General features: G+C 27.9%; 18 protein-coding genes, 1 tRNA gene and 1 rRNA gene. 15 read left to right on the forward strand and 5 right to left on the reverse strand.

What is annotated here, in order from left to right:
* From ABUA17_RS10960 to ABUA17_RS10990, 7 genes are all read left to right on the forward strand, one after another.
* A 23S ribosomal RNA gene (locus ABUA17_RS10960) occupies window positions 1–77 on the forward strand; the annotation flags it as partial.
* 54 nt (window positions 78–131) lie between these two features.
* Window positions 132–206 (forward strand) — tRNA-Asn (locus ABUA17_RS10965).
* Between the two features lie 124 nt (window positions 207–330).
* Window positions 331–1,695: a Trk system potassium transporter TrkA gene (trkA, locus tag ABUA17_RS10970; protein WP_042402623.1), complete on the forward strand. Its 1,365-nt coding sequence runs from the start codon at window positions 331–333 to the stop codon at window positions 1,693–1,695.
* Entirely contained in the window at window positions 1,695–3,143 is a 1,449-nt protein-coding gene (locus tag ABUA17_RS10975) for a TrkH family potassium uptake protein (protein ID WP_042402626.1), read from the forward strand. Before trkA ends, ABUA17_RS10975 begins: the two co-directional genes overlap by 1 nt.
* 104 nt (window positions 3,144–3,247) lie before the next feature.
* Window positions 3,248–4,627 (forward strand): TldD/PmbA family protein, encoded by a 1,380-nt coding sequence (locus ABUA17_RS10980; RefSeq protein ID WP_055291662.1) that lies wholly within the window; start codon window positions 3,248–3,250, stop codon window positions 4,625–4,627.
* 11 nt (window positions 4,628–4,638) lie between these two features.
* Complete coding sequence (locus tag ABUA17_RS10985; protein WP_055291661.1) at window positions 4,639–5,997, forward strand: TldD/PmbA family protein; 1,359 nt, start codon at window positions 4,639–4,641, stop codon at window positions 5,995–5,997.
* Entirely contained in the window at window positions 5,990–6,940 is a 951-nt protein-coding gene (locus ABUA17_RS10990) for an NAD(P)/FAD-dependent oxidoreductase (RefSeq protein ID WP_154821125.1), read from the forward strand. Before ABUA17_RS10985 ends, ABUA17_RS10990 begins: the two co-directional genes overlap by 8 nt.
* A gap of 173 nt (window positions 6,941–7,113) precedes the next feature.
* On the opposite strand, the gene ABUA17_RS10995 is transcribed toward ABUA17_RS10990, so the two are convergent.
* A complete protein-coding gene (locus ABUA17_RS10995; protein WP_042402640.1) occupies window positions 7,114–7,680 on the reverse strand; it encodes a GDSL-type esterase/lipase family protein in 567 nt (188 codons plus the stop codon).
* A 16-nt stretch (window positions 7,681–7,696) separates the two neighbouring features.
* Window positions 7,697–8,344 carry a RusA family crossover junction endodeoxyribonuclease gene (locus tag ABUA17_RS11000; RefSeq protein WP_042402643.1) on the reverse strand — a complete coding sequence of 216 codons (648 nt, stop codon included), beginning with the start codon at window positions 8,342–8,344 and terminating at the stop codon, window positions 7,697–7,699.
* A gap of 315 nt (window positions 8,345–8,659) precedes the next feature.
* Between ABUA17_RS11000 and tsaD the strand changes: the two genes are divergently transcribed.
* From tsaD to ABUA17_RS11015, 3 genes are all read left to right on the forward strand, one after another.
* Window positions 8,660–9,670: a tRNA (adenosine(37)-N6)-threonylcarbamoyltransferase complex transferase subunit TsaD gene (gene tsaD / locus ABUA17_RS11005; RefSeq protein WP_042402646.1), complete on the forward strand. Its 1,011-nt coding sequence runs from the start codon at window positions 8,660–8,662 to the stop codon at window positions 9,668–9,670.
* Between the two features lie 105 nt (window positions 9,671–9,775).
* Window positions 9,776–10,804, forward strand: coding sequence for an alpha/beta fold hydrolase (locus ABUA17_RS11010; protein ID WP_055291659.1), 1,029 nt, complete (start codon window positions 9,776–9,778; stop codon window positions 10,802–10,804).
* 174 nt (window positions 10,805–10,978) lie between these two features.
* The gene (locus ABUA17_RS11015) at window positions 10,979–12,208 is read left to right on the forward strand and encodes a S1C family serine protease (protein ID WP_349818117.1); all 1,230 of its coding nucleotides are present in this window, start codon (window positions 10,979–10,981) and stop codon (window positions 12,206–12,208) included.
* A gap of 51 nt (window positions 12,209–12,259) precedes the next feature.
* Here ABUA17_RS11015 and ABUA17_RS11020 read toward each other — a convergent pair whose 3' ends face one another.
* Complete coding sequence (locus ABUA17_RS11020) at window positions 12,260–13,378, reverse strand: glycosyltransferase family 4 protein (protein ID WP_042399423.1); 1,119 nt, start codon at window positions 13,376–13,378, stop codon at window positions 12,260–12,262.
* Between the two features lie 126 nt (window positions 13,379–13,504).
* Here ABUA17_RS11020 and ABUA17_RS11025 point away from each other — a divergent pair, with 126 nt between their 5' ends.
* From ABUA17_RS11025 to ABUA17_RS11035, 3 genes are read left to right on the forward strand one after another with little or no spacing between them, the layout of a single operon-like run.
* Window positions 13,505–14,500 (forward strand): CotS family spore coat protein, encoded by a 996-nt coding sequence (locus ABUA17_RS11025; RefSeq protein WP_042399426.1) that lies wholly within the window; start codon window positions 13,505–13,507, stop codon window positions 14,498–14,500.
* Window positions 14,501–14,515: 15 nt separating this feature from the next.
* Complete coding sequence (locus tag ABUA17_RS11030; RefSeq protein ID WP_052330698.1) at window positions 14,516–15,256, forward strand: hypothetical protein; 741 nt, start codon at window positions 14,516–14,518, stop codon at window positions 15,254–15,256.
* A 13-nt stretch (window positions 15,257–15,269) separates the two neighbouring features.
* On the forward strand, window positions 15,270–16,304 hold the full coding sequence (locus ABUA17_RS11035) for a CotS family spore coat protein (protein ID WP_042399429.1): 1,035 nt from the start codon (window positions 15,270–15,272) through the stop codon (window positions 16,302–16,304).
* A gap of 61 nt (window positions 16,305–16,365) precedes the next feature.
* On the opposite strand, the gene ABUA17_RS11040 is transcribed toward ABUA17_RS11035, so the two are convergent.
* A complete protein-coding gene (locus ABUA17_RS11040; protein ID WP_042399432.1) occupies window positions 16,366–17,484 on the reverse strand; it encodes a glycosyltransferase family 4 protein in 1,119 nt (372 codons plus the stop codon).
* 104 nt (window positions 17,485–17,588) lie between these two features.
* Here ABUA17_RS11040 and ABUA17_RS11045 point away from each other — a divergent pair, with 104 nt between their 5' ends.
* The gene (locus ABUA17_RS11045; RefSeq protein ID WP_042399435.1) at window positions 17,589–18,590 is read left to right on the forward strand and encodes a CotS family spore coat protein; all 1,002 of its coding nucleotides are present in this window, start codon (window positions 17,589–17,591) and stop codon (window positions 18,588–18,590) included.
* Between the two features lie 139 nt (window positions 18,591–18,729).
* On the opposite strand, the gene yabG is transcribed toward ABUA17_RS11045, so the two are convergent.
* A complete protein-coding gene (gene yabG, locus ABUA17_RS11050) occupies window positions 18,730–19,608 on the reverse strand; it encodes a sporulation peptidase YabG (RefSeq protein WP_042399437.1) in 879 nt (292 codons plus the stop codon).
* 259 nt (window positions 19,609–19,867) lie between these two features.
* On the opposite strand from yabG, the gene ABUA17_RS11055 reads away from it, so the two are divergent.
* A complete protein-coding gene (locus ABUA17_RS11055) occupies window positions 19,868–20,104 on the forward strand; it encodes a Veg family protein (RefSeq protein ID WP_042399439.1) in 237 nt (78 codons plus the stop codon).
* The last annotated feature ends 371 nt before the right edge of the window (window positions 20,105–20,475 follow it).

A 20,475-nucleotide genomic window follows, 5' to 3' on the forward strand; every position in this document is an offset into this window, starting at 1 on the left:
CAAGGTTGATAGGTCAGAGGTGTAAGTGCGGTAACGTATTTAGCTGACTGATACTAATAGGTCGAGGGCTTGACCAAAATATAAAAAATAATTCATATGCAATTTTCAGAGAATAAATTCTCTTAGAATAATCCGCGATAGCTCAATGGTGGAGCATTCGGCTGTTAACCGACAGGTTGGAGGTTCGAGTCCTCTTCGCGGAGCCAGATAAAGCTAGAAGCAATTCTAGCTTTATTTTTTTATACAAGCAGATGAAAGATATCTAAATTTATCATATAATTGAGTAAAATAAAGAAGAATTAATTTAATATTAATAAGGGGTAAAAAAACATGGATGTTATAATTATTGGAGCAGGTAAGGTTGGATACACCTTAGCTAAATTTCTTTCTAAAGAGGAGGATAATATAACTGTAATTGATAATAATATTGATGCACTAAATTCTATAATTGAAAAATTAGATATAATGGGTATAAAGGGAAATGGAACAAGTTTAAAAATACTTCATGAAGCTGGTATAAGTAAAGCAGATTTAGTTATATCAGTTACTGGTAGTGATGAAGTAAATATGCTTTGTTCGTTAGCTGCTAAAAAATTAGGTGCTAAATATACTATAGCAAGAGTAAGAGCACCACAGTATTCTGAAGAGATATTAATGCTTAAAGACGAACTAGGAATTGATTTAGTAATAAATCCAGAAAAAGAGGCTGCTTTAGAAATAGCAAAATTAATAAAATTCCCATCTGTTAGAAGTGTAGATACATTTGCAAAAGGGAAAGTTGATTTAGTAGGATTTACAATACTTGAAGGCGATGGATTAGATGGTGAGGCCATACAAGATATAAAATATTTAAAGGATTCTATATTAATTTCTGGTATAGAAAGAGATGGAGAAATACATATACCAAGTGGTGATTTTGTTTTACATAAGAATGATAAGTTATATGTAATAGGTGAACATAAAAAAATTGAAGTCTTTTTCAAAAGATTAGGTAAATTCCAAGATAGAATAAAAAATCCACTAATAATAGGTGGAGGAAGAATTACACATTATCTAGTAAATATAATAGATAGTTTACGAGTAACTTCTAAAATAATTGAATTAGATTTAGATAAATGTATTGAATTAAATGAAACTTTACCAGAAGCAATTGTTATAAATGGAGATGGTACTGATCATGAATTATTATTATCAGAAAATCTACAAGAAGCAGATGCTTTTATTGCTTTAACAGGTAGAGATGAAGAAAATGTATTAACATCTTTATTTGCAATTAATAATAATGTGAAAAATGTCATAACTAAAGTTACTAGATTTAATTACAATGTAATAGCTAAAAATGTAGGAATAGATACTATAATAAGTCCTAAAGCTATAACTGCAAATAAAATATTAAAATATATACGTTTCTTAAAGAATAAAAAGAAATGCTGCATAGAAAATATTTATAAGATATTTGATGAGCAAGCTGAGGCCATTGAGTTTTTAGTTAGAGAAGATGTAAAATTCTTAAATAGAAAATTAAAAGATATAAATATAATTAATGATATAATTATTGCTACTATAGTTAGAAATGATAAGATAATCATTCCATCTGGTGATGATAAAATTGAACTTGGAGATAGAGTAATAATAATAACTAAAAGAGATAAACTTGTTGATATTAATGATATAGTAGTGAGGGGGAATAAATAATGAATTTTCCTGCTATATTAAATATATTAGGACATGTAATAAAATATGAACTGTTATTATTATTAATACCGTTTGCTGTAGCACTTTTTTATGGGCAAGGGGATGCTAGTGCTTTTTTGTATACAATATTAATAATGCTTCCTATATCAATAATTCTTACAAGAGTAAAAGGGAAGAAAAAAGAGATATATGCTAAAGAAGGATTTTTAACAGTTGGATTAGCATGGATAGTAATTTCATTCTTTGGAGCATTACCTTTTGTATTTAATGGTGCTATTCCATCATTTATAGATGCATTTTTTGAAACATCATCTGGATTCACAACAACAGGAGCATCTATATTAACAGAGATTCAATCTTTACCAAAAGGAATATTGTTTTGGAGAAGTTTTACTCACTGGGTTGGAGGAATGGGATTCCTTATATTTATATTAGCTTTAATGCCATCTTTTGGTGGAAATACGATACATTTATTAAAGGCAGAGAGTCCAGGACCTACTCCAGGTAAAATAGTACCTAAAATTAAGCAAACTGCAAAAATATTATATGCTATTTACTTTGTATTAACAGTTATAGAAACTATATTTTTAAAATTTGCAGGTATGTCATGGTATGATGCAATTATACATGCTTTAGGTACAGCTGGAACAGGTGGTTTTTCTAATATGAATGCAAGCGTTGCTGCATTTAATAATCCAACAGTAGATTGGATTATAACAATATTTATGCTTTTATTTGGTGTGAATTTTGTTTTATATTTCCAATTAATCAGAGGGAATTTTAAAGCATTCTTCAAGAGTGAAGAATTAAAGTGGTATTTAATTGCTGTTTTTGGAGCAATTGCTATTATAGCAGTTAACATAATACCTTTTAATAATGGGGATGTAACTAGATCAATAAGAGATTCAGCATTCCAAGTAGCATCTGTAGTAACAACAACAGGGTATGCAACAGCAGACTTTAATTTATGGCCAACTCTTAGTAAAATGATTTTGGTAATGCTAATGTTTATGGGAGCAATGGCTGGGTCTACAGGTGGAGGAATTAAAACTGTAAGAATAGTAATAATTATTAAAGCTATAAGAAGAGAAATTGATAAGATATTACATCCAAGAAGAGTTAAAAGTGTAAAGATAGACGGAAATGTAGTTGAAGAAGAAACTATATCAGGGGTATTTATATTTATATTCGCGTATATAGTTATTGCACTTATAGCTATATTTATAATTTCTTTTGATAACTTTGATGTTACTACTACAGTGACATCTGTAATAGCGACTTTAAGTAATATAGGGCCAGGACTTGAAATGGTAGGTCCTACAGGAAACTATGCAGCTTTTTCAGATTTAAGTAAGATAGTATTATCATTTTGTATGCTTGCTGGAAGGCTTGAGATATATCCTATGCTTATATTATTTAGCCCTTCACTTTGGAAAAAAAGATACTAATATTTGCCTCTGGGGTCAATCCAAAAAATGGATTGACCCCAGAGGCATTTTAATAATAATATATAAAGTATATAATTAATAATATCGAAAGGGAGGAATGTTTTATGTTATCTCGCGAAGTTGCACAAAAGGTGCTTGGAAGATGTTTAATAACTGGTGGGGATTTTGCTGAAATATTTGAAGAAGATAGTTTAGATAATTCAATTAGTATATTAAATGGAAAGGTTGAAAATTCTATAGGAGGAAGAGCTTATGGAATTGGAATTAGAATATTTAAGGGCTTAAAAAGTGTATATGCATATACAAATAACAATAGTTTAACTTCACTTTTAAATGTTGCTCAAAAGGCTGCAATGGCATTAGGTGAATTAAAAGAAGAAAGGATGATAGTTCTTAATGAAAGAGAAAATATAAATTTAAATCCTATAATTATAACTCCATCATCAATAGAACTTAATAAGAAAATTGGCGTAATGAAGATAGCATATGATGCTGCTAAGAATTATCATAGTGAAATAGTTCAAGTTGGAGTAGGTTATGCTGATAAAGAGCAACATATATTAATTGCTAATACAGAAGGATTATATACAGAGGATAAGAGAACAAGAACAAGACTAACTGTAAACGCTATAGCATCTGCTAATGGGGAAAATCAAACTGGTTTTGAAGGGCCGGGAAGACATATGGGATTTGAAATGTTTAATGAAGTAGACCCAGAGTACTATGGAAGAGAAGCAGCTAAGCAAGCATATACTATGTTATATGCTAAAAATTGTCCTGCAGGTAGAATGACAGTTGCAATAGATAATGGATTTGGAGGAGTTATTTTCCATGAGGCTTGTGGACATTCACTAGAAGCTACATCTGTAGCAAAAGGAAATTCTGTATTTACAGGAATGTTAGGAAAGCAAATAGCGTCTACAAAGGTAACTGCAATAGATGATGGAACTATTCCAAATGCATGGGGATCTTTAAATATAGATGATGAAGGTAATAAGACTCAAAAAAATATTCTTATTGAAAATGGAATTTTAAAATCTTATATGATTGATAAATTAAATGGACGTAGAATGGGAATGGCACCGACAGGAAGTGGAAGAAGACAAAGTTATAAATATGCACCTACATCAAGAATGACTAATACTTATATTGCAAATGGAGATGATAATCCAGAAGATATAATTAAGTCTATAAGCGACGGATTATATGCTAAGAAAATGGGTGGAGGTTCAGTTAATCCAGTTACTGGTGAATTTAACTTTGCAGTTTCAGAAGGATATTTGGTTAAAAATGGTGTTATTCAGGAGCCTGTTAGAGGAGCTAGCTTAATTGGTAAGGGTAGTGATATTTTAATGGATATAGATATGGTTGGTAATAATATGGCCAAAGGACAAGGAATGTGTGGATCTTCATCTGGAAGTATAGCAGTTAATGTTGGTCAGCCAATGATTAGAGTAAAAGAAATAACAGTAGGTGGAAGATAGGAGGGGAGATTATGGAATTAGAATTATTTGTTGATAGTTTATTTAAGAAAGCTAGTGAAGCTGGATTTTCTGAATATGAAGTATATTACGTGGATAGAGAAAGTTTAGGAATCAGTGTTTATAAAGAGGAAGTAGAAAAGTATAATTTAAACAATTCAGCAGGATTATCATTTAGAGGTAAATTAGGTGATAGAATTGGGTATTCATATACTGAGATATTAGATGAAGATGCTATAGATATGCTTGTAAAAAAAGCAAAGGAAAATGTTTCAGCAATTGAAAATAATGATATTCAATTTATATATGAAGGTGATAAAGAGTATAAGAAAATTAGTACTTATTATGAAGCTTTAGAAAATTTAGCACCAGATAAATTGATTAATATTGCAATCAATATGGAAAAGGAAGCTAAGAAGTATTGTGATAAAGTTGAAAGCTTTAGTGGATGTGCAATATCATATAGTTCAGGAAAGTATGGAATAATTAATTCTAAAGGATTAAATCTAAAAAATAAATCAAATTTATTAACAGCTTATGTTGTTCCAATAGTAAAAGATGGAGAAAATATGTATGATGGCTGTGGATATGTTGTTGCTAAATCATTAGATGAAATTGATCCTGCCAAAATAGCAAAAATGGGGGTTGATGAAGCATTAAGTAAGATTGGTGCAACTTCAATTCCAGCAGGCAATTACAAAGTTATTATAAATAATGAAGCAATGGTATCACTTTTATCAACATTTGCAGGAATATTTAGTGGGGATGCAGTTCAAAAAGGGTTAAGTCTTTTAAAAGGAAAAGAAGGAGAAATAATAGCTTCTGATATAGTCAATTTAGTTGATGATCCACATTTAAAAGATGGTTTAGCATCAGTTGCATTTGATGATGAAGGTGTAGCTACAGTAAAAACTTACTTAATACAAGATGGAAAGTTAAACACTTTACTTCATAACTTAAAGACTGCTAATAAAGCTGGGGTAAAATCAACTGGTAATGGATTTAAAGCATCATATGCTTCACCTATATCAGTATCTCCAACAAATTTCTATATTGAACCAGGAGTTAATTCTTTAGAGGAAATGACTAAGAAAATTGATAAAGGATTAATAATTACAGATCTTGCAGGGTTACATTCAGGTGCAAATTCTATAACTGGAGATTTTTCTTTAGCTGCAAAAGGTTTTTATATAGAAAACGGAGTTAAAACTCATCCAGTAGAACAAATAACAGTGGCAGGAAATTTCTTTACTTTATTAACTGATATAGAAGAAGTAGGCAATGATTTAAAGTTCCCTATGAGTAGTGTAGGTAGTCCAAGTATTATGATAAAGGAGCTTTCCATTGCAGGAGAGGGGTCAAAGAATGAATAAATATGACTTGGTTATAATTGGAGCAGGTGCATCAGGATTATCTGCTGGAATAAGTGCATTAAAATCTGGCATTAAGGATGTTTTAATTTTAGAAAAGGAAGATGTATTAGGTGGTAATTTAAATTTATTTATTGATAATGGATTTGGTGAATATTATTTAAATAAAACTGTTACTGGTCCAGAACTTGGAAGTATTTTAATAAGGGATTATAAAGCTTTAGAAGGAAAATATAAACTAAATACAAGGGTTTTAGAAATTAATAGAGATAAAGTTATTACTTATGTAAATCCAGAAGAAGGAATTCAAGAAATAGAAGCAAAAGCAATAATATTAGCAGCTGGATGTAGAGAAAAATATACGGGTAATATATTAATTCCTATTCATAAGTTTACTGGAATATTTACTACTGGTTCTGCACATAGATTAGTTAATTATAATGGTTATTTACCAGGAAAAGAAATAATTATTTCAGGAAATGATCTATGGACTCTTATTGTGGCAAGAAGATTAGTAATAGAAGGTGCTAATGTAAAAGGAATAGTTACAGAAAGAAAGTGTTTTAATAGAGATGAACTAGATATAATTAATGGATTTAATATTCCTATAATATATCAAAGTGAAGTTATTGATATTGAAGGAATTGAGAGAATTAATTTAGCAAGGATTAAAAATGTTTATAATGAAGAAATTACTTCTATTGATTGTGATTCATTGATTTTATCAGTAGGATATTTACCAGATAGTGACTTTATAAAGAAAATGAGCATTATGATGGATGGAAGTTATATAAAAAATAAAAACAACCTTACATCGGTTGAAGGCATATTTGTATGTGGAACTATGGAAAAGGGTATAGATGTATTGTTAAATAGTGGTGAAAATGGGTTAAAGGTTGGAAAGCAAGCAGCAGAATACTTAGAAGAGTTGAGATTGAATAGTTAATAGTTAAGAGTTAAGGTAGAAACTCCTTAGGGAGTTTCTATAAGTATTTATCTAAATTCAGCTTAAGCTGAATTTAGTCCTTAACTTGTCACTTAAAATTTGATATCTTATTATAGTTATTTTATTATAGATTGAAGTTGATATTATTGTTACTTTACAAATTATTAATTTAATTAGTTAAGTTTAATTTCAGCTGTTTTTACTAGTAAGTCTTGACCTTTAGGACTAAGGTGAATACCATCAACGTATAGTTCTTCATGTTCACTAGCATTTATTGTAGCAGAATAAAAATCAACATAGTTTAGTGAGTATTTATTACATAAATTAAGTAAAGCTTCTTTTAAAAGTGGTAAACTATCTTGGCAGTAATCATAAGTATCGCATTTCATAAAAAGTTTATTTGCTAAATTTGGTATTATATTTGGGGGAAATCCTATAATTACATTTATATTTTCTTTTAATGAATCCTTAATCATTAATTCAATATTATTAGCAATAGATTGGACACTTCTGTTAGAAAGTAAATCATTTGTACCGCCCATAATAAATAAATCAGTAGGATTCAAATCAAGCACATCTTTTTGAAATCTAACAAGCATATCGGTAGTGGTACTGCCATTTACACCTTTGTTATATAAAGATAAATTATATTTAGTCTGTAATTTATAAACCCAATTATCTTTAGGCTTCACTCCGTAACCATAAATTAAACTATCTCCTAGAAATACATATTTTTTCATAAGTAAATGACCTCCTTTAAAATAATTTATTAAAGCAATTTTTACAAATAAGAGTTTTGCCTTTATCAGCAGTAACAAAATTATTTTCTTTTAAAATACAATTGCAAATAGAACATTTCTTTGTTGAAGATAACTTCTCTTTTGAAGAAGATGAGTTATTTAATTTGCTTTTATTCTTTGGAATTTCAGTAGATTTTATTGATTTTTTTAATGAAGAATATAATCTTTTTTCATCACATATATCTTTTTCTATAATTGAATATGAGATTGAAAATGTACTTTCACCAAAAAGCTCTAGTTCAAATCTTGGGTTCTCTTTATCATAAAATTCTTCAACTATTATTCTACGAATTTGAGCATCATTGACTATAAGTCCACTTTTCTCGATTCCATCAAATATACTTTTAGTTATATTTGCAGTATCAGGATGACGCTTTTCACTTTTATAATAAACTTTTAATACTGCTATAAGTGATTCTTCTAATATTATTTCTGGATTTTGACTTCTTGCATAATAAGCTATTTCTTCTTCATAAAGAGCATATTTATCGTGAGATTTTCCAGTATTGTAAGGTAAAATAGCTCTACCATCTTTATTATGTAATTTGAAATTTGATTTAGTAATAGGCGACCCTAAAACTATTACTTTTGCATAAGGTTTCATATATAATTCTCCTAAAATTTCTTAGAGTAAAGTGTATATAATATAAAAGATGTTAATAATTATTAATGGATAATTGAAATGAAAAATAATTATTAAAAAATCCTTAAAAATCCATAAAAAGAAATAAAAAATAATGAATATTTTTTTTGAAAAGTATATAATACTCATTAGTATTAAATCTACAAATAAGTATTTATTATATTTCAACTATACATGAGAGAATTTATATTAACAAGTAATAATTTGATTATGTAATACGATTACGATATAATACAGATTGGTATTATTCAGTAAATAAAGAAGAGGTAAAAATAGATGGAAGATAAATATATTTTAGCTATAGAATCAAGTTGTGATGAAACTTCAGCAGCAGTTGTAGTAAACGGAAGGGAAGTACTGTCAAATGTAATTGCTTCACAAATAAGCACACATGAAAAGTATGGGGGAGTAGTTCCTGAAGTTGCTTCAAGAATGCATATAGAAGCTGTTAGTGGAGTTGTTGAAGAAGCTTTACTAGAGGCTAATATTACTTTAGATAAAATTGATGCAATTGGTGTTACATATGGACCAGGATTAGTTGGAGCCTTATTAGTTGGCTTACAATTTGCAAAGGGGTTAGCATTTTCAAGCAAGAAGCCTTTAGTAGGAGTAAATCATATTGAAGGGCATATTTGCGCAAATTACATACAACATAAAGACTTAAAACCACCTTTTGTTTCTTTAGTAGTTTCAGGTGGGCATACTTTTATAGTTCATGTTAAAGATTATGGAAAGTATGAAGTAATAGGTCAAACAAGAGATGATGCAGCAGGTGAAGCATATGATAAGGTTGCAAGAGCTTTAGGACTTGGATATCCAGGTGGGCCTAAAATTGATAAATTAGCAAAGGAAGGAAATCCAAAGGCGATAGTATTCCCTAAGGCTAATTTCCATGAAGAAACATTAGATTTTTCATTTAGTGGTGTAAAATCTGCAGTACTTAATTATTTAAATAAATGTAAAATGCAAAATATTGAAGTTAATAAGGCTGATGTTGCAGCATCATTCCAACAAGCAGTAGTTGATGTATTAAAGGATAATGTTTTATTAACATGTAAAAAGAAAAATGTAAAAACTATTGCAATTGCTGGTGGAGTTGCTTCTAATTCAACATTAAGAGAAACACTAACTAATGCTGCTTCAAAGAGAGGAATAGAGGTTTTATTCCCAGCTCCAATTTTATGTACAGATAATGCAGCCATGATAGGAAGTGCAGCTTATTTTAATTTTATTAATGGTAAAATTAGCGATTTAAATTTAAATGCTAAACCAAATTTAAAATTGTAATTATGTAGATTTAAGTATACGATTTGTAGAGGGATACATATACTTAAAAAACTTAAATATATTTATAAAAAAATATAAGTTAAGGATGTATGGGGAGAGAAAGCAATGAATTTTTTACCGTATTCAAATGGGGTACGTAAAGTAAGTATGAAAAAGCATAGGAGTCCTAAAGAAAAATTTAAAATTGTAGTTATTACAATAGTTGCTATTTTAATTATTGGGATTGTTACTCAAAATATAGTTGACTTTATCGATGGGGAAAGATTAAAGAAAAGAGTAAATTATACTACAGTAGATGAATTAAGAATGGATTATAGAATTGAAGGGGAAGGTAGCTATACTATTATTTTTGATGGTGATATTGGAACTACTTTAGAAGAATGGACATCTATTGTAGAAGAGTTAAAAGAAAATGATAGTATTAGGACTTTTGTTTATAACAGACAGGGATATGGATATAGTGATATATCATCATCAGGAAGAACGCCAGAAGAGCAAGCTAGAGATTTAAAGATATTATTAAGAAAAGCTGGACTTTCTGGACCATATATCATTGTAGGTGAAGGGTATGGCTCTTTGGTATTAACAAGTTTTGCAGAGCAATTTAAAGATTCGGTTGCAGCGGCAATAATGATTGATCCTATTAATGAAGAGGTTATTCAAACGAAAGAGTATAAACAAAGTCAGATATTAACTAAAATACGAAGAAGTATTGAAAAGATAGGTTCAAAATGTGGACTTACAATGTTATTAGATAAATTAAATTTAGATATTAATTTAGAGGATTATGAATCAGGACTTTTAGATAAGAATAAAGATGAATTTTTAACTTTAAGAACTAAATCAAAGTATACCACTGCGGTTTATAATGAGCTTAAAAATATATTAAATGGCACAAGCCATAGTCAAGTTGATGGAATATTTTCTGATATACCATATTATTTATTGACTAGAGATGAAAATGATCCACTAAAGAGCTTAGGAAGTGAAGAATTAACTGATGTACATGTAACTAGCTGTGAAAAAGACTATTTACCATTAAATGATAAAGATAATGTTTTGTTGGCTATAAGACAAACAGTTAAAAAACTACAAGAAATTGAAACAGCAAATAAAGCAAATAATAAAAAATAAAGCTAAAAAATAAAGCCGATTTTTATCGGCTTTATTTTTTTTCTAAAAGTAACTTAATTTATTAAGTAATATAATATTTACTATTTGTCATATATTTGACACATACAGTGGTTATATTATAAGTATCAAATAAATGAAAAATAAATTAAATATAAATTAAAGGAGTTAGTATATATGGATAATGAGAATATTTATGACGCTGCATATAGTGAAGCACATATAGTTGAGGAAGGAGAAGTAAAAAACAACTTTGAAGAACAACATAAAAAAAAGAATAGTAAAAAAAAGAGAGGAAATGGAAACGGATTTGCTAAATATATTGCAATAGCTCTTATTTGTTCTTTATTTGGAGGAGTAGTTGGTTCAGGAATTACTTACGTTATAGCAGATAAAGGCAATAATAGTACTAAATCAAATAATAGTGTGGTGACAGATCCAGTATCATTTGCAACAGATAATACAGCATTATCAGCAGCAGATATATATAAGAAAGTAGCACCTGCAGTTGTTATGGTATCAACAAAATCAATTCAAAGTGTTAATGGTTGGTTTCAACAAGAAACTGAGGGTATGGGATCAGGATTTATAATTAATGAAGATGGGTATATTTTAACAAACTATCATGTAATTGATGGAGCAAAAGAAGTTACAGTAACATTAAGTGATGGTAGGGAAGTTACTGCTTCAGTAGTAAATTATGATGCTGATCAAGACGTAGCTATGATAAAAATTAATGATGATATAGAAGTTCCTGGAGTAGTAGAATTAGGAGATTCAGATGCATTACAACCAGGTGAAGAAGTATTAGCAATTGGTAATCCACTATCAAAAGAATTATCATCAACATTAACAAAAGGAATAATAAGTGCATTAAATAGAAGTGTTGAAACTGAATCAGGTGTTAGCAGTAACTTAATTCAAACAGATACAGCTATTAATTCAGGTAATAGTGGTGGACCATTAATAAACACTAAAGGCGAAGTTATTGGAATTAATACATTAAAAGCTAGTGATGGAGCAGAAGGTATTGGATTTGCAATTCCAATTAATGATGTTAAAGATAAAATAGATTCATTATCTAAACCAATATTAAATTTAGGTGTTTCAATTAGGGTAGTTGATGAACCTTTAGCTAAACAATTAAATTTAGAAGAAGGTTTATATGTTGTAGAAGTTAACGAATATTCACCAGCTGAAAAAGCAGGATTAAAGAGTGGTGATTTAATAGTTAAAGCAGATAGAACTAGAATAAAGACATTCGAAGAGTTACAAGAAATTAAAAACTCTAAAGAAGAAGGAGATACTATTAATATTGAATTTATTAGAGATGGTAAAACTAAAAATACTACTATAACATTAACATCAACATCATCAACATCATCTTCAGAATCAACAACAAATTAATTATGAATAAATAGACCATGTGGCTTAATAAGACTACATGGTCTATTTATTTTACTTTAAAATGCTTTCATAAGCTTTTAATGTAGAAATAGCAGTGTTTTTCCAAGTGAAGTTTAAGCTGTTTTTATAACCTTTTTCACCATATTCAATTAATGAATCATAAGAATTTAATAATTGAAGCATTGAAGAAGCTAGTTCATCTTTATTATTTGGATTAATTAAGATTGCAGCATCAGAAGTAACTTCTGGTATTGATGTTAAATTGGATGTTATAACAGGAGTACCACAGCTCATTGCTTCAAGTGGTGGAAGGCCGAAGCCTTCATAAAGTGAAGGATAAATAAATAACTCGCATGCATTATAAAAGTAAGGTAAGTCATCATCGACTACAAATCCAGTAAATATTACTTTGTCATCAATGTAAAGTTCTTTACATAAATCTTGTAGTTTAGCACCTTCATCACGGACAGACCCACATAATACAAGTTTATAATCTTTATTTAGAGATTTATATATGCTGTTAAATGATAATATAAGTTCTTTGACATTTTTTCTAGTACTAAAACCACCTATATATAATAAAAAAGGTGAAGAAATATGATATTTATTTTTTATATAATCAATACAAACTTGTTTATCTAAAGGTTTATAAGTTGAATTTGCTGCTAAAGGAGTAACAAATATTTTATCCTCATTAACTGAAGGAAAGAATTTTAAGATATCTTTTTTTGAATATTCGGATACAGTTAAGATTGCTTTAGAATTATTAATTATTAGGGGCATATCCCTAAGAAATCTTTCTAAGTATCCTCTACCAACAGTTTCAGGTAATATATAAGGGATTAAATCATGTATTGTAACTATTACAGGTGAAGTATATGATGTATTTAATCCAATTCCGTTTTGGGGTATATGATGTAAATCTATGCTATTTTCTTCAATATAACTTGGATAGTAATAATCTTCATAAAATGTTCCATGCTTTTTTGAAGTAAAAATTATTTTTGAATTATCCCTTTTAAACTCTCCATAATTTTCACCAGCCCAAAAAATAGAATAAGTATTTTTTTGATCTATATTAAGAAGCTCTCTGAGAAGATTTTCTGTGTAAGTACCTATACCAGAACCTTTATATAAATTAATCCCTCTAGCATCTATTGATAATTTCAAAGCATAACGCCTCCTAAAAAAACCTATAATATTATAAATATTAAATTAAAGTAATTTATGTGATAGTAAACACAATGAAATATAAAATTTCATATAATACAAAGAAGAAAGCTTTAGGAGTAAGCGATGAATAAGGAAAATTTAAAAGAATCTATAGAATCTAATTATGATATTAAGGTGCTAGCTATAGAGAAAGTAAAAAATAGTTATAGATTAGAAACTGAAAATACTAATTATGCTATAAAGATAATAAAGTATGATTTTCCACACTTCTATTTTATTTTATCTGCAATAGAACATCTTCAAAAAAGAGAATTTCATAAAATACCCCAAATATTAAACAACAAAGATGGAACAAAGTATATTAAATTGGAAAATAGCTATGCTTATTTAACAGAATGGATACCATCTAGAGTAAGCAATTATGATAACCCTATTGAATTATCAAAAGTTGCTGAAAAGCTAGGAGAGCTTCATACCCGTAGTACAGGTTTTAATATAAATAACAATATGAGACCACGAATAGGATGGTATTCATGGATTAATGTATTTAATACACGATGCAATGAAATATTAGATTTTAAAAATAGAATAAATCAAAAAGCATATAAGTCAAAATTTGATTGTATTTATTTAAATAATATAGAAGCAGAAATAGAGAGAGGAAAAAAAGCAATAGATAATTTAAAGAAGCATAAATATATTGAAATAATGGATAAAGAAGTAATGAAGATGGGATTTTGTCATCACGATTATGCCCACCATAATATATTGGTTGATGATAAAAATGAATTGAATATTATTGATTTTGATTATTGCATTTTAGATTCGCATTTACATGATTTAGCATCATTATTAATTAGAGCTATGAAAGGGGCTAAGTGGAGTAAGGATAAAGCTGATTTAATTATTAAAAATTACTGTAAAAGTAATGGATTATATGAAGATGAATTTAAATTAATAGGTGATTTTATAAAATTTCCACAAACATTTTGGCAAATAGGTATTCAGTATTATTGGGAGCAACAACCTTGGGGAGAAGATTTTTTTGAAGAGAAAATAAACAAATATTTAGAAGATGTTGAATATAGGGAAGAATTCTTAGAGTCATATTTCAAATAAAGAGGTGGATGATATTTGGATATAATAGAATTTTTAAATGGGAATGGTATTATCGTTGGAGAGGAAAACTTTCCTAAGGGTAGTAAGAAAAAATATATGTGGGATATTGACTATCAAATAGCATTAATGGTGGAAATTCAAAAAATAATGATGGGTAAAAAATCATATATAATTCCTAGAATAGAAAGTTCAATTGGACATGAAATAGAAACATTTATTGTACAAGCAAAAAAAACTTCTAAAATGTTAAAGTTGTTTGAGGAAAAAATGTCTAAAAGCGATTTAGATTACTTTATTATTGAGGAAGGAAATAAAATTTTAGATAGAGCTAACAAATCTTTAGATACATTAGATGAGGATGAATACTTAAAAATAATAGTAAGGAGTATGAATAATTATGAGGTTTGCTTAGGAAGAGTAGATGAAGGAAATCTAAAAAAAGAGGGAATGGCAATTTGTATAAGAACAATAAGATATATCTCATATAATATGATTGAACATGATTGCTATAGTTATATAAAAAGGTTAAAAAGAAGGGGGTATAGTGGTGATATTGTTCATATAATAAATAAGTTTGCAGAAGAGTCTAATTTAAAAAGTGAAAGTATAGATTATATGAAAGTACTGGCAAATTATCCTGTAGAGTCAATAAAAGTATTATCAAAACTAAGGTACGATAGAGAACGATTCACTGATGATGAATGGGCAAAGGAGATTAATATGTCTCAAAGTATAGATGGTATTGAGCTTTTATGAATGGAGGAACAAAATGAATAAATTTAGATATATAGATAAAAAGATATTGTGTAGCTATGACCTAAGTGAGGAATTTTTTAAAGAACTAGGTGTAGAAGTATATGATATTATTCCATTAAGAAAAGTATTTGTAATTTTTACCGATAAGGGTAAAAAAATATTAAAAAGAATTAACTCATCGGAAGAAAGAGTTGAATTTATAAATAAAGCTTTAAATATAATCAAAGAAAAAGATAAGTATATACTTCAATATTGCACTAATTCAAAGGGAAAAATAATCACTAAGTGGCATGGAAAATCTTTTGTATTATTAGATATGATAGATGGAAGAGAGGCTACATTTACAAATCCAATTGAAGTTGAATGGTGTACAAAGTCTTTAGCTAATTTCCATAAAGCATCAGAAGGGATAATTAATGATTTAAATGAAAAAGAAGTTAATTTAAATGGAGCAAAAAATTTAATTTATGAATTTTTAAATGATTTATGTATTATAACAGAGATTGAAAGAGTGGTTAGTAAATTTAATTATAAAAATGAATTTGATTTAATGTTTTTAAAGAATGTATCAAAAGCAAAAAATGATTTAAATAAATGTATTAATCTACTGACTGAAGGGCCATATAATGAGTTATATGCTAAAAAAGATAATTATGTATTGTGTCATTTAGATTTGGCTCATCATAATTTTATAATAGAGGATAATGAAATAAATATAATTGATTTTGATTATTGCAAATTAGGCATTAAGGTGTTAGATATATATAATTATATTGTTAAGGTTATAAAAAACTATGCTTACAATAAAGATATACTAGTTAAAATAATAAATGATTATAATGAAATTTTTGAAATATCAGTTAAAGAGAAAAAAGTAGTTTCTGCATTACTAAATTATCCAAGAGATTTTATAAATATTTCAATGGATTATTATTTGAAACAAAAGTCTTGGGATGAAGAGGTATTTATTAGTAGATTTAGAGATAAGATTGAAAATGATATTTTTAGAACTGAATTGTTAAGATGTTTAAATGAAAATTTAGAATAAAATTAAAGGGCTATGCGTTAGCATAGTCCTTACTTTATATATTACTTTATAAAAATAAGCATTAGAAGTTTATTATGCTTTCATAAGCCTTTATAGTGTTTAAGGCTGTATTTTTCCAAGAATAATTATTACTAGTAGACAAACCTCTTTCAATCATAGTCAATTTTAAGAAGCTATCAGTCAATACACGTTCCATTGAATAGCAAAGTTCATCAATATCATTAGGATCTATAAGTATAGCTGAATTCCTGCATACTTCTGGAAGTGAAGTGACATTAGAAGCTATTACTGGTACTCCACAAGCCATTGCTTCAAGTGGTGGTAGACCAAATCCCTCATAAAATGAAGGATATACTAAAAATTCACAGGCATTATAAAAAATAGGTAAATCATTTAATGGAATAAAATCAGTAAATATTACTGAATTAGAGATACCTAATTCTATTGCTTTATTTTTATAGATTTCGTATGATATTCCCTTTTTACCTGTTATTACAATCTTTAAATCTTCTTTTAAATTATCTTTTAAAAGAGAAAATGCCTCCAAAATGCCAATTATATTTTTTCTAGGGCTATATCCGCCAACATACAAAATAAAGTTATCAGCTATTTTGTAATTATCCTTAATAAATTTTTTACAATAAGCTCTATCAATTGGTCTATAAATATCTTCAGCGGCAAGATGAGTTACAAAAATTTTTTCCTTTGGAAAGTTAAATTCTTCAGCTATATCAAGCTTTGAAAACTCTGAAACTGTAATTATGCCATCGCAGTTATCTAATATTTTTGGCATTTCTTCATTGAATATTCTTAAATAACGGTCACTAACAGTTTGGGGCATTCTTAGTGGAATTATATCATGCAAGGTAATGGTCTTAGGACAATTAACATTGCCAGAAAGGCCTACACCATTTTGAGGAACGTGATATAGCTCCATATTAAAATTTTCAAGTAAATTAGGAACTTTTACATCATCCCAAAAATTATTGTTAGAGGAGTCTTTTGTATATTCTATAGAGAAATTATCTTTAAGATTTAAATCAGAATCTTCTGGGATGAAGGTAAGATAATGATTTAAATTGTCATATTTGCTTAAATTGGTAATAAGCTGATAAGTGTAGGTTCCTATACCTGTTCCCCTATACCATTTTGCGGCTCTTCCATCGATACCAATCTTCATGATTTAATCCTTTCAAAATAGTTATAATTTATTATATTATAATAATTTAAAAATGTTAATAAAAGTAGATATATGTACATATAAATATAAAGGGGGTGAGGAATATGATGAGAGAATTTGAAATAGAAAGACAGTTTCAAATAAAAATAGATATAATAAAAGCAAATAAAGGTATCTATTATATTAAAACCAATAAAGGTGAACGATGTCTTAAAAAAATCAATTATGGGCCACAAAAACTTTTGTTTGTTTATGGTGCAAAAGAACATCTAATAAAAAATGGATTTGATAATGTAGATAGGTATTTTTTAAATATAGATGGTGAACCATATGCACTAGTTAATGAAGATTTATATACCTTATCAGAGTGGCTAGAAGGAAGAGAATGTGACTTCCATAACATAGAAGAAGTTAAAATTGCAGCACAGACTTTAGCAAAATTACATGAAGCATCAAAAGGATATGACCCTCCTGAAAACTCAAAATTAAAGAGTGATTTAGGAAGATGGCCAAGCCTTATGGAGAAAAGAATTAAATCATTAGATAAGATGCGTGATATGATAAGGAAAAAAAATAGGAAGAGTGACTTTGATTTATTATACTTAAAGTCAATGGAGTTTTATAAGGAAATTGGAAAGAAGGCACTAAATACTTTAAATTCATCTGAATATATTAAATTATGTGAAATTGCAGAACAGGAAAAGAGTTTCTGCCATCATGATTATACTTATCACAATATTATTTTAGGTAATGATAATTCTGTTAGTGTAATAGATTTTGATTATTGCAAGAGGGAAGTAAGAACATTTGATATTTCAAACTTTATGATAAAAGTTTTAAAGAGAAACAATTGGAACATAGATTTTGCAGATGCAATTATTGATTCCTATAATAGTATTTCGAAGTTAGATGAATGTGAATATAATGTCTTATATGCATACTTACAATTTCCACAAAGGTATTGGAGGTTAGCTAATAGATATTATTATAACGAAGTAAATTGGGGACAAAATACCTTTGATAGTAAATTAGAAAGTATAATTAACGAAAAAGATGAGTATTTAAAATTCTTAGATGAGTTTAAAAAGAAATATAACACAATTTAAAAGCCGGCTTTAAAGCTGGCTTTTAAAATACTGAGAATCAACATTTTGTTTAGTTAATAGTTAATGAATAAATTTAGCTAAGCTGAATTAAAAAAATAAGAAACTCTAATAGAAGTTTCTTATTTAACTATTAACTATATTAAATGTATGGTGATTTAGGATAGCCTTCACGATATTTTCCACGAGTTTGAAGTCCACCGATGCCTTTTATACCTGTGATTGTATTTTCAACTATATTTGTTATTGAAACTACAGAATCAATGTTAGTATAAGCTATTTTTTCGCATACAAAAACAGGATCTAAACAATGAATTAACACTCTACTAGGGGAACTAGCAAAATTAGCACCAGCATCTAATAGGCATTCATAGCAAGATTGACAAGCACCTGCAAAAATAACTAATTCATCATAACTAGAATTATAATTTCTAAGTGCCTTGACAGCATCTATATAATATTTTGAATTTCTATAATTATTTAAATCTAAGTAATCATCACTTGTTTTTAATACACTATCATGTCCAGTTAAAACTACAATATCTGGTTTAACTTCTTTAACTAAATCAACAACTTTCGTAGCTTGATCTTTTTCTGAAATAGCTCTACCAACAGCATCTAAAGAAAGTTGTTTATAAACTTTCAAGCATGTCTCTAAATAGTCTTTATCACCATCGATATGAAGAATTTTTCCAGGGCGCCCGAAAATTAATTCATTATTGGGTGCTTTTTTTTGAGATTTACTGCTACGTGTGAATTGTGATATATCATGCCTATATCCACGGGTATTTACAGCCTTTTTAATTGCGTCATTAACTCTGCTATTTAATATTTTCTCTTTTTCACCAATAAAATTAACATCAACATGTTCTAAATCATCTTCAGGTGAATCAGCAATTATTCTTATGCTTATACCTTTAAGTATATATACTATTTTACCATCTATTTCTTTTATATCGATAATTTTAAAAGTTATATCCTTATCATAGGATTTTCTTACAACAGTATCGCCTATTACCATTTTATTCTCCTAACTAATACATCATTTCAATCTATAATATGATATTTTCATGGCATTTGCCCCTCAAATATTTATTGATAATTTAATAATAATGAATAAAAAACTGTAAAAAAAGCAATAATAATTAATGGATAAAATGATAAATATATAAAGGTAAAAGTTTACATTGACAAAAACACCGTAAGGTGATAAAATAATTGGTTTTATTTGACAAAAGTGCTAAAAAGTTTTATAATATAGTTAGAAAGATGGTGGTCATATGGAAGGAAATAAAACATTAGCCAACATAAGAAGAGACATAGAAAACCACGTAGGTGAAAAAGTAACTTTAAAAGCCAATGGTGGAAGAAAAAAAATACTAGTAAATGATGGAGTAATAGAAAGTGTTCATCCAAGTATTTTTGTTGTAAGGTTAGATAATGACAACCAAAGGACTGTAACTTATAGTTATTCAGATGTTTTAACTAAAACTGTATCTTTATATTATGCGGTATAAGTAAGAGCTTCGAATTTTTTCGAAGCTCTTATTTTTGTTAAATTAAATTTAAACAAAAAAAAATGCATTTTATTTCTAAAAATACAATTATATTAATATACATATATAAGAATAAAAAAAGAAAGATGGCGGGTATCCATCTTTCAACTATGGTATAAAAGGGTATTGAGAATTTATGAGAGGTTATATGGTCAATAACCATCTTTATAATATGACATATTTATAATAAAGTCAACAATTTATTTAAAAAAAAATAAAACTTTTTTATTTTGACACTAAATTTCGACAATTTAAACTAATAAATGGAAAAAAATAATAAGGTTTAGAAAAGTATGATGAATTTATTAATTAAAAAGATAAATTTATTATTT

This window comes from Clostridium sp. RTP31139st1_H3_RTP31139_211217 (assembly GCF_040227035.1).
GTDB lineage: Bacteria > Bacillota > Clostridia > Clostridiales > Clostridiaceae > Clostridium > Clostridium saudiense.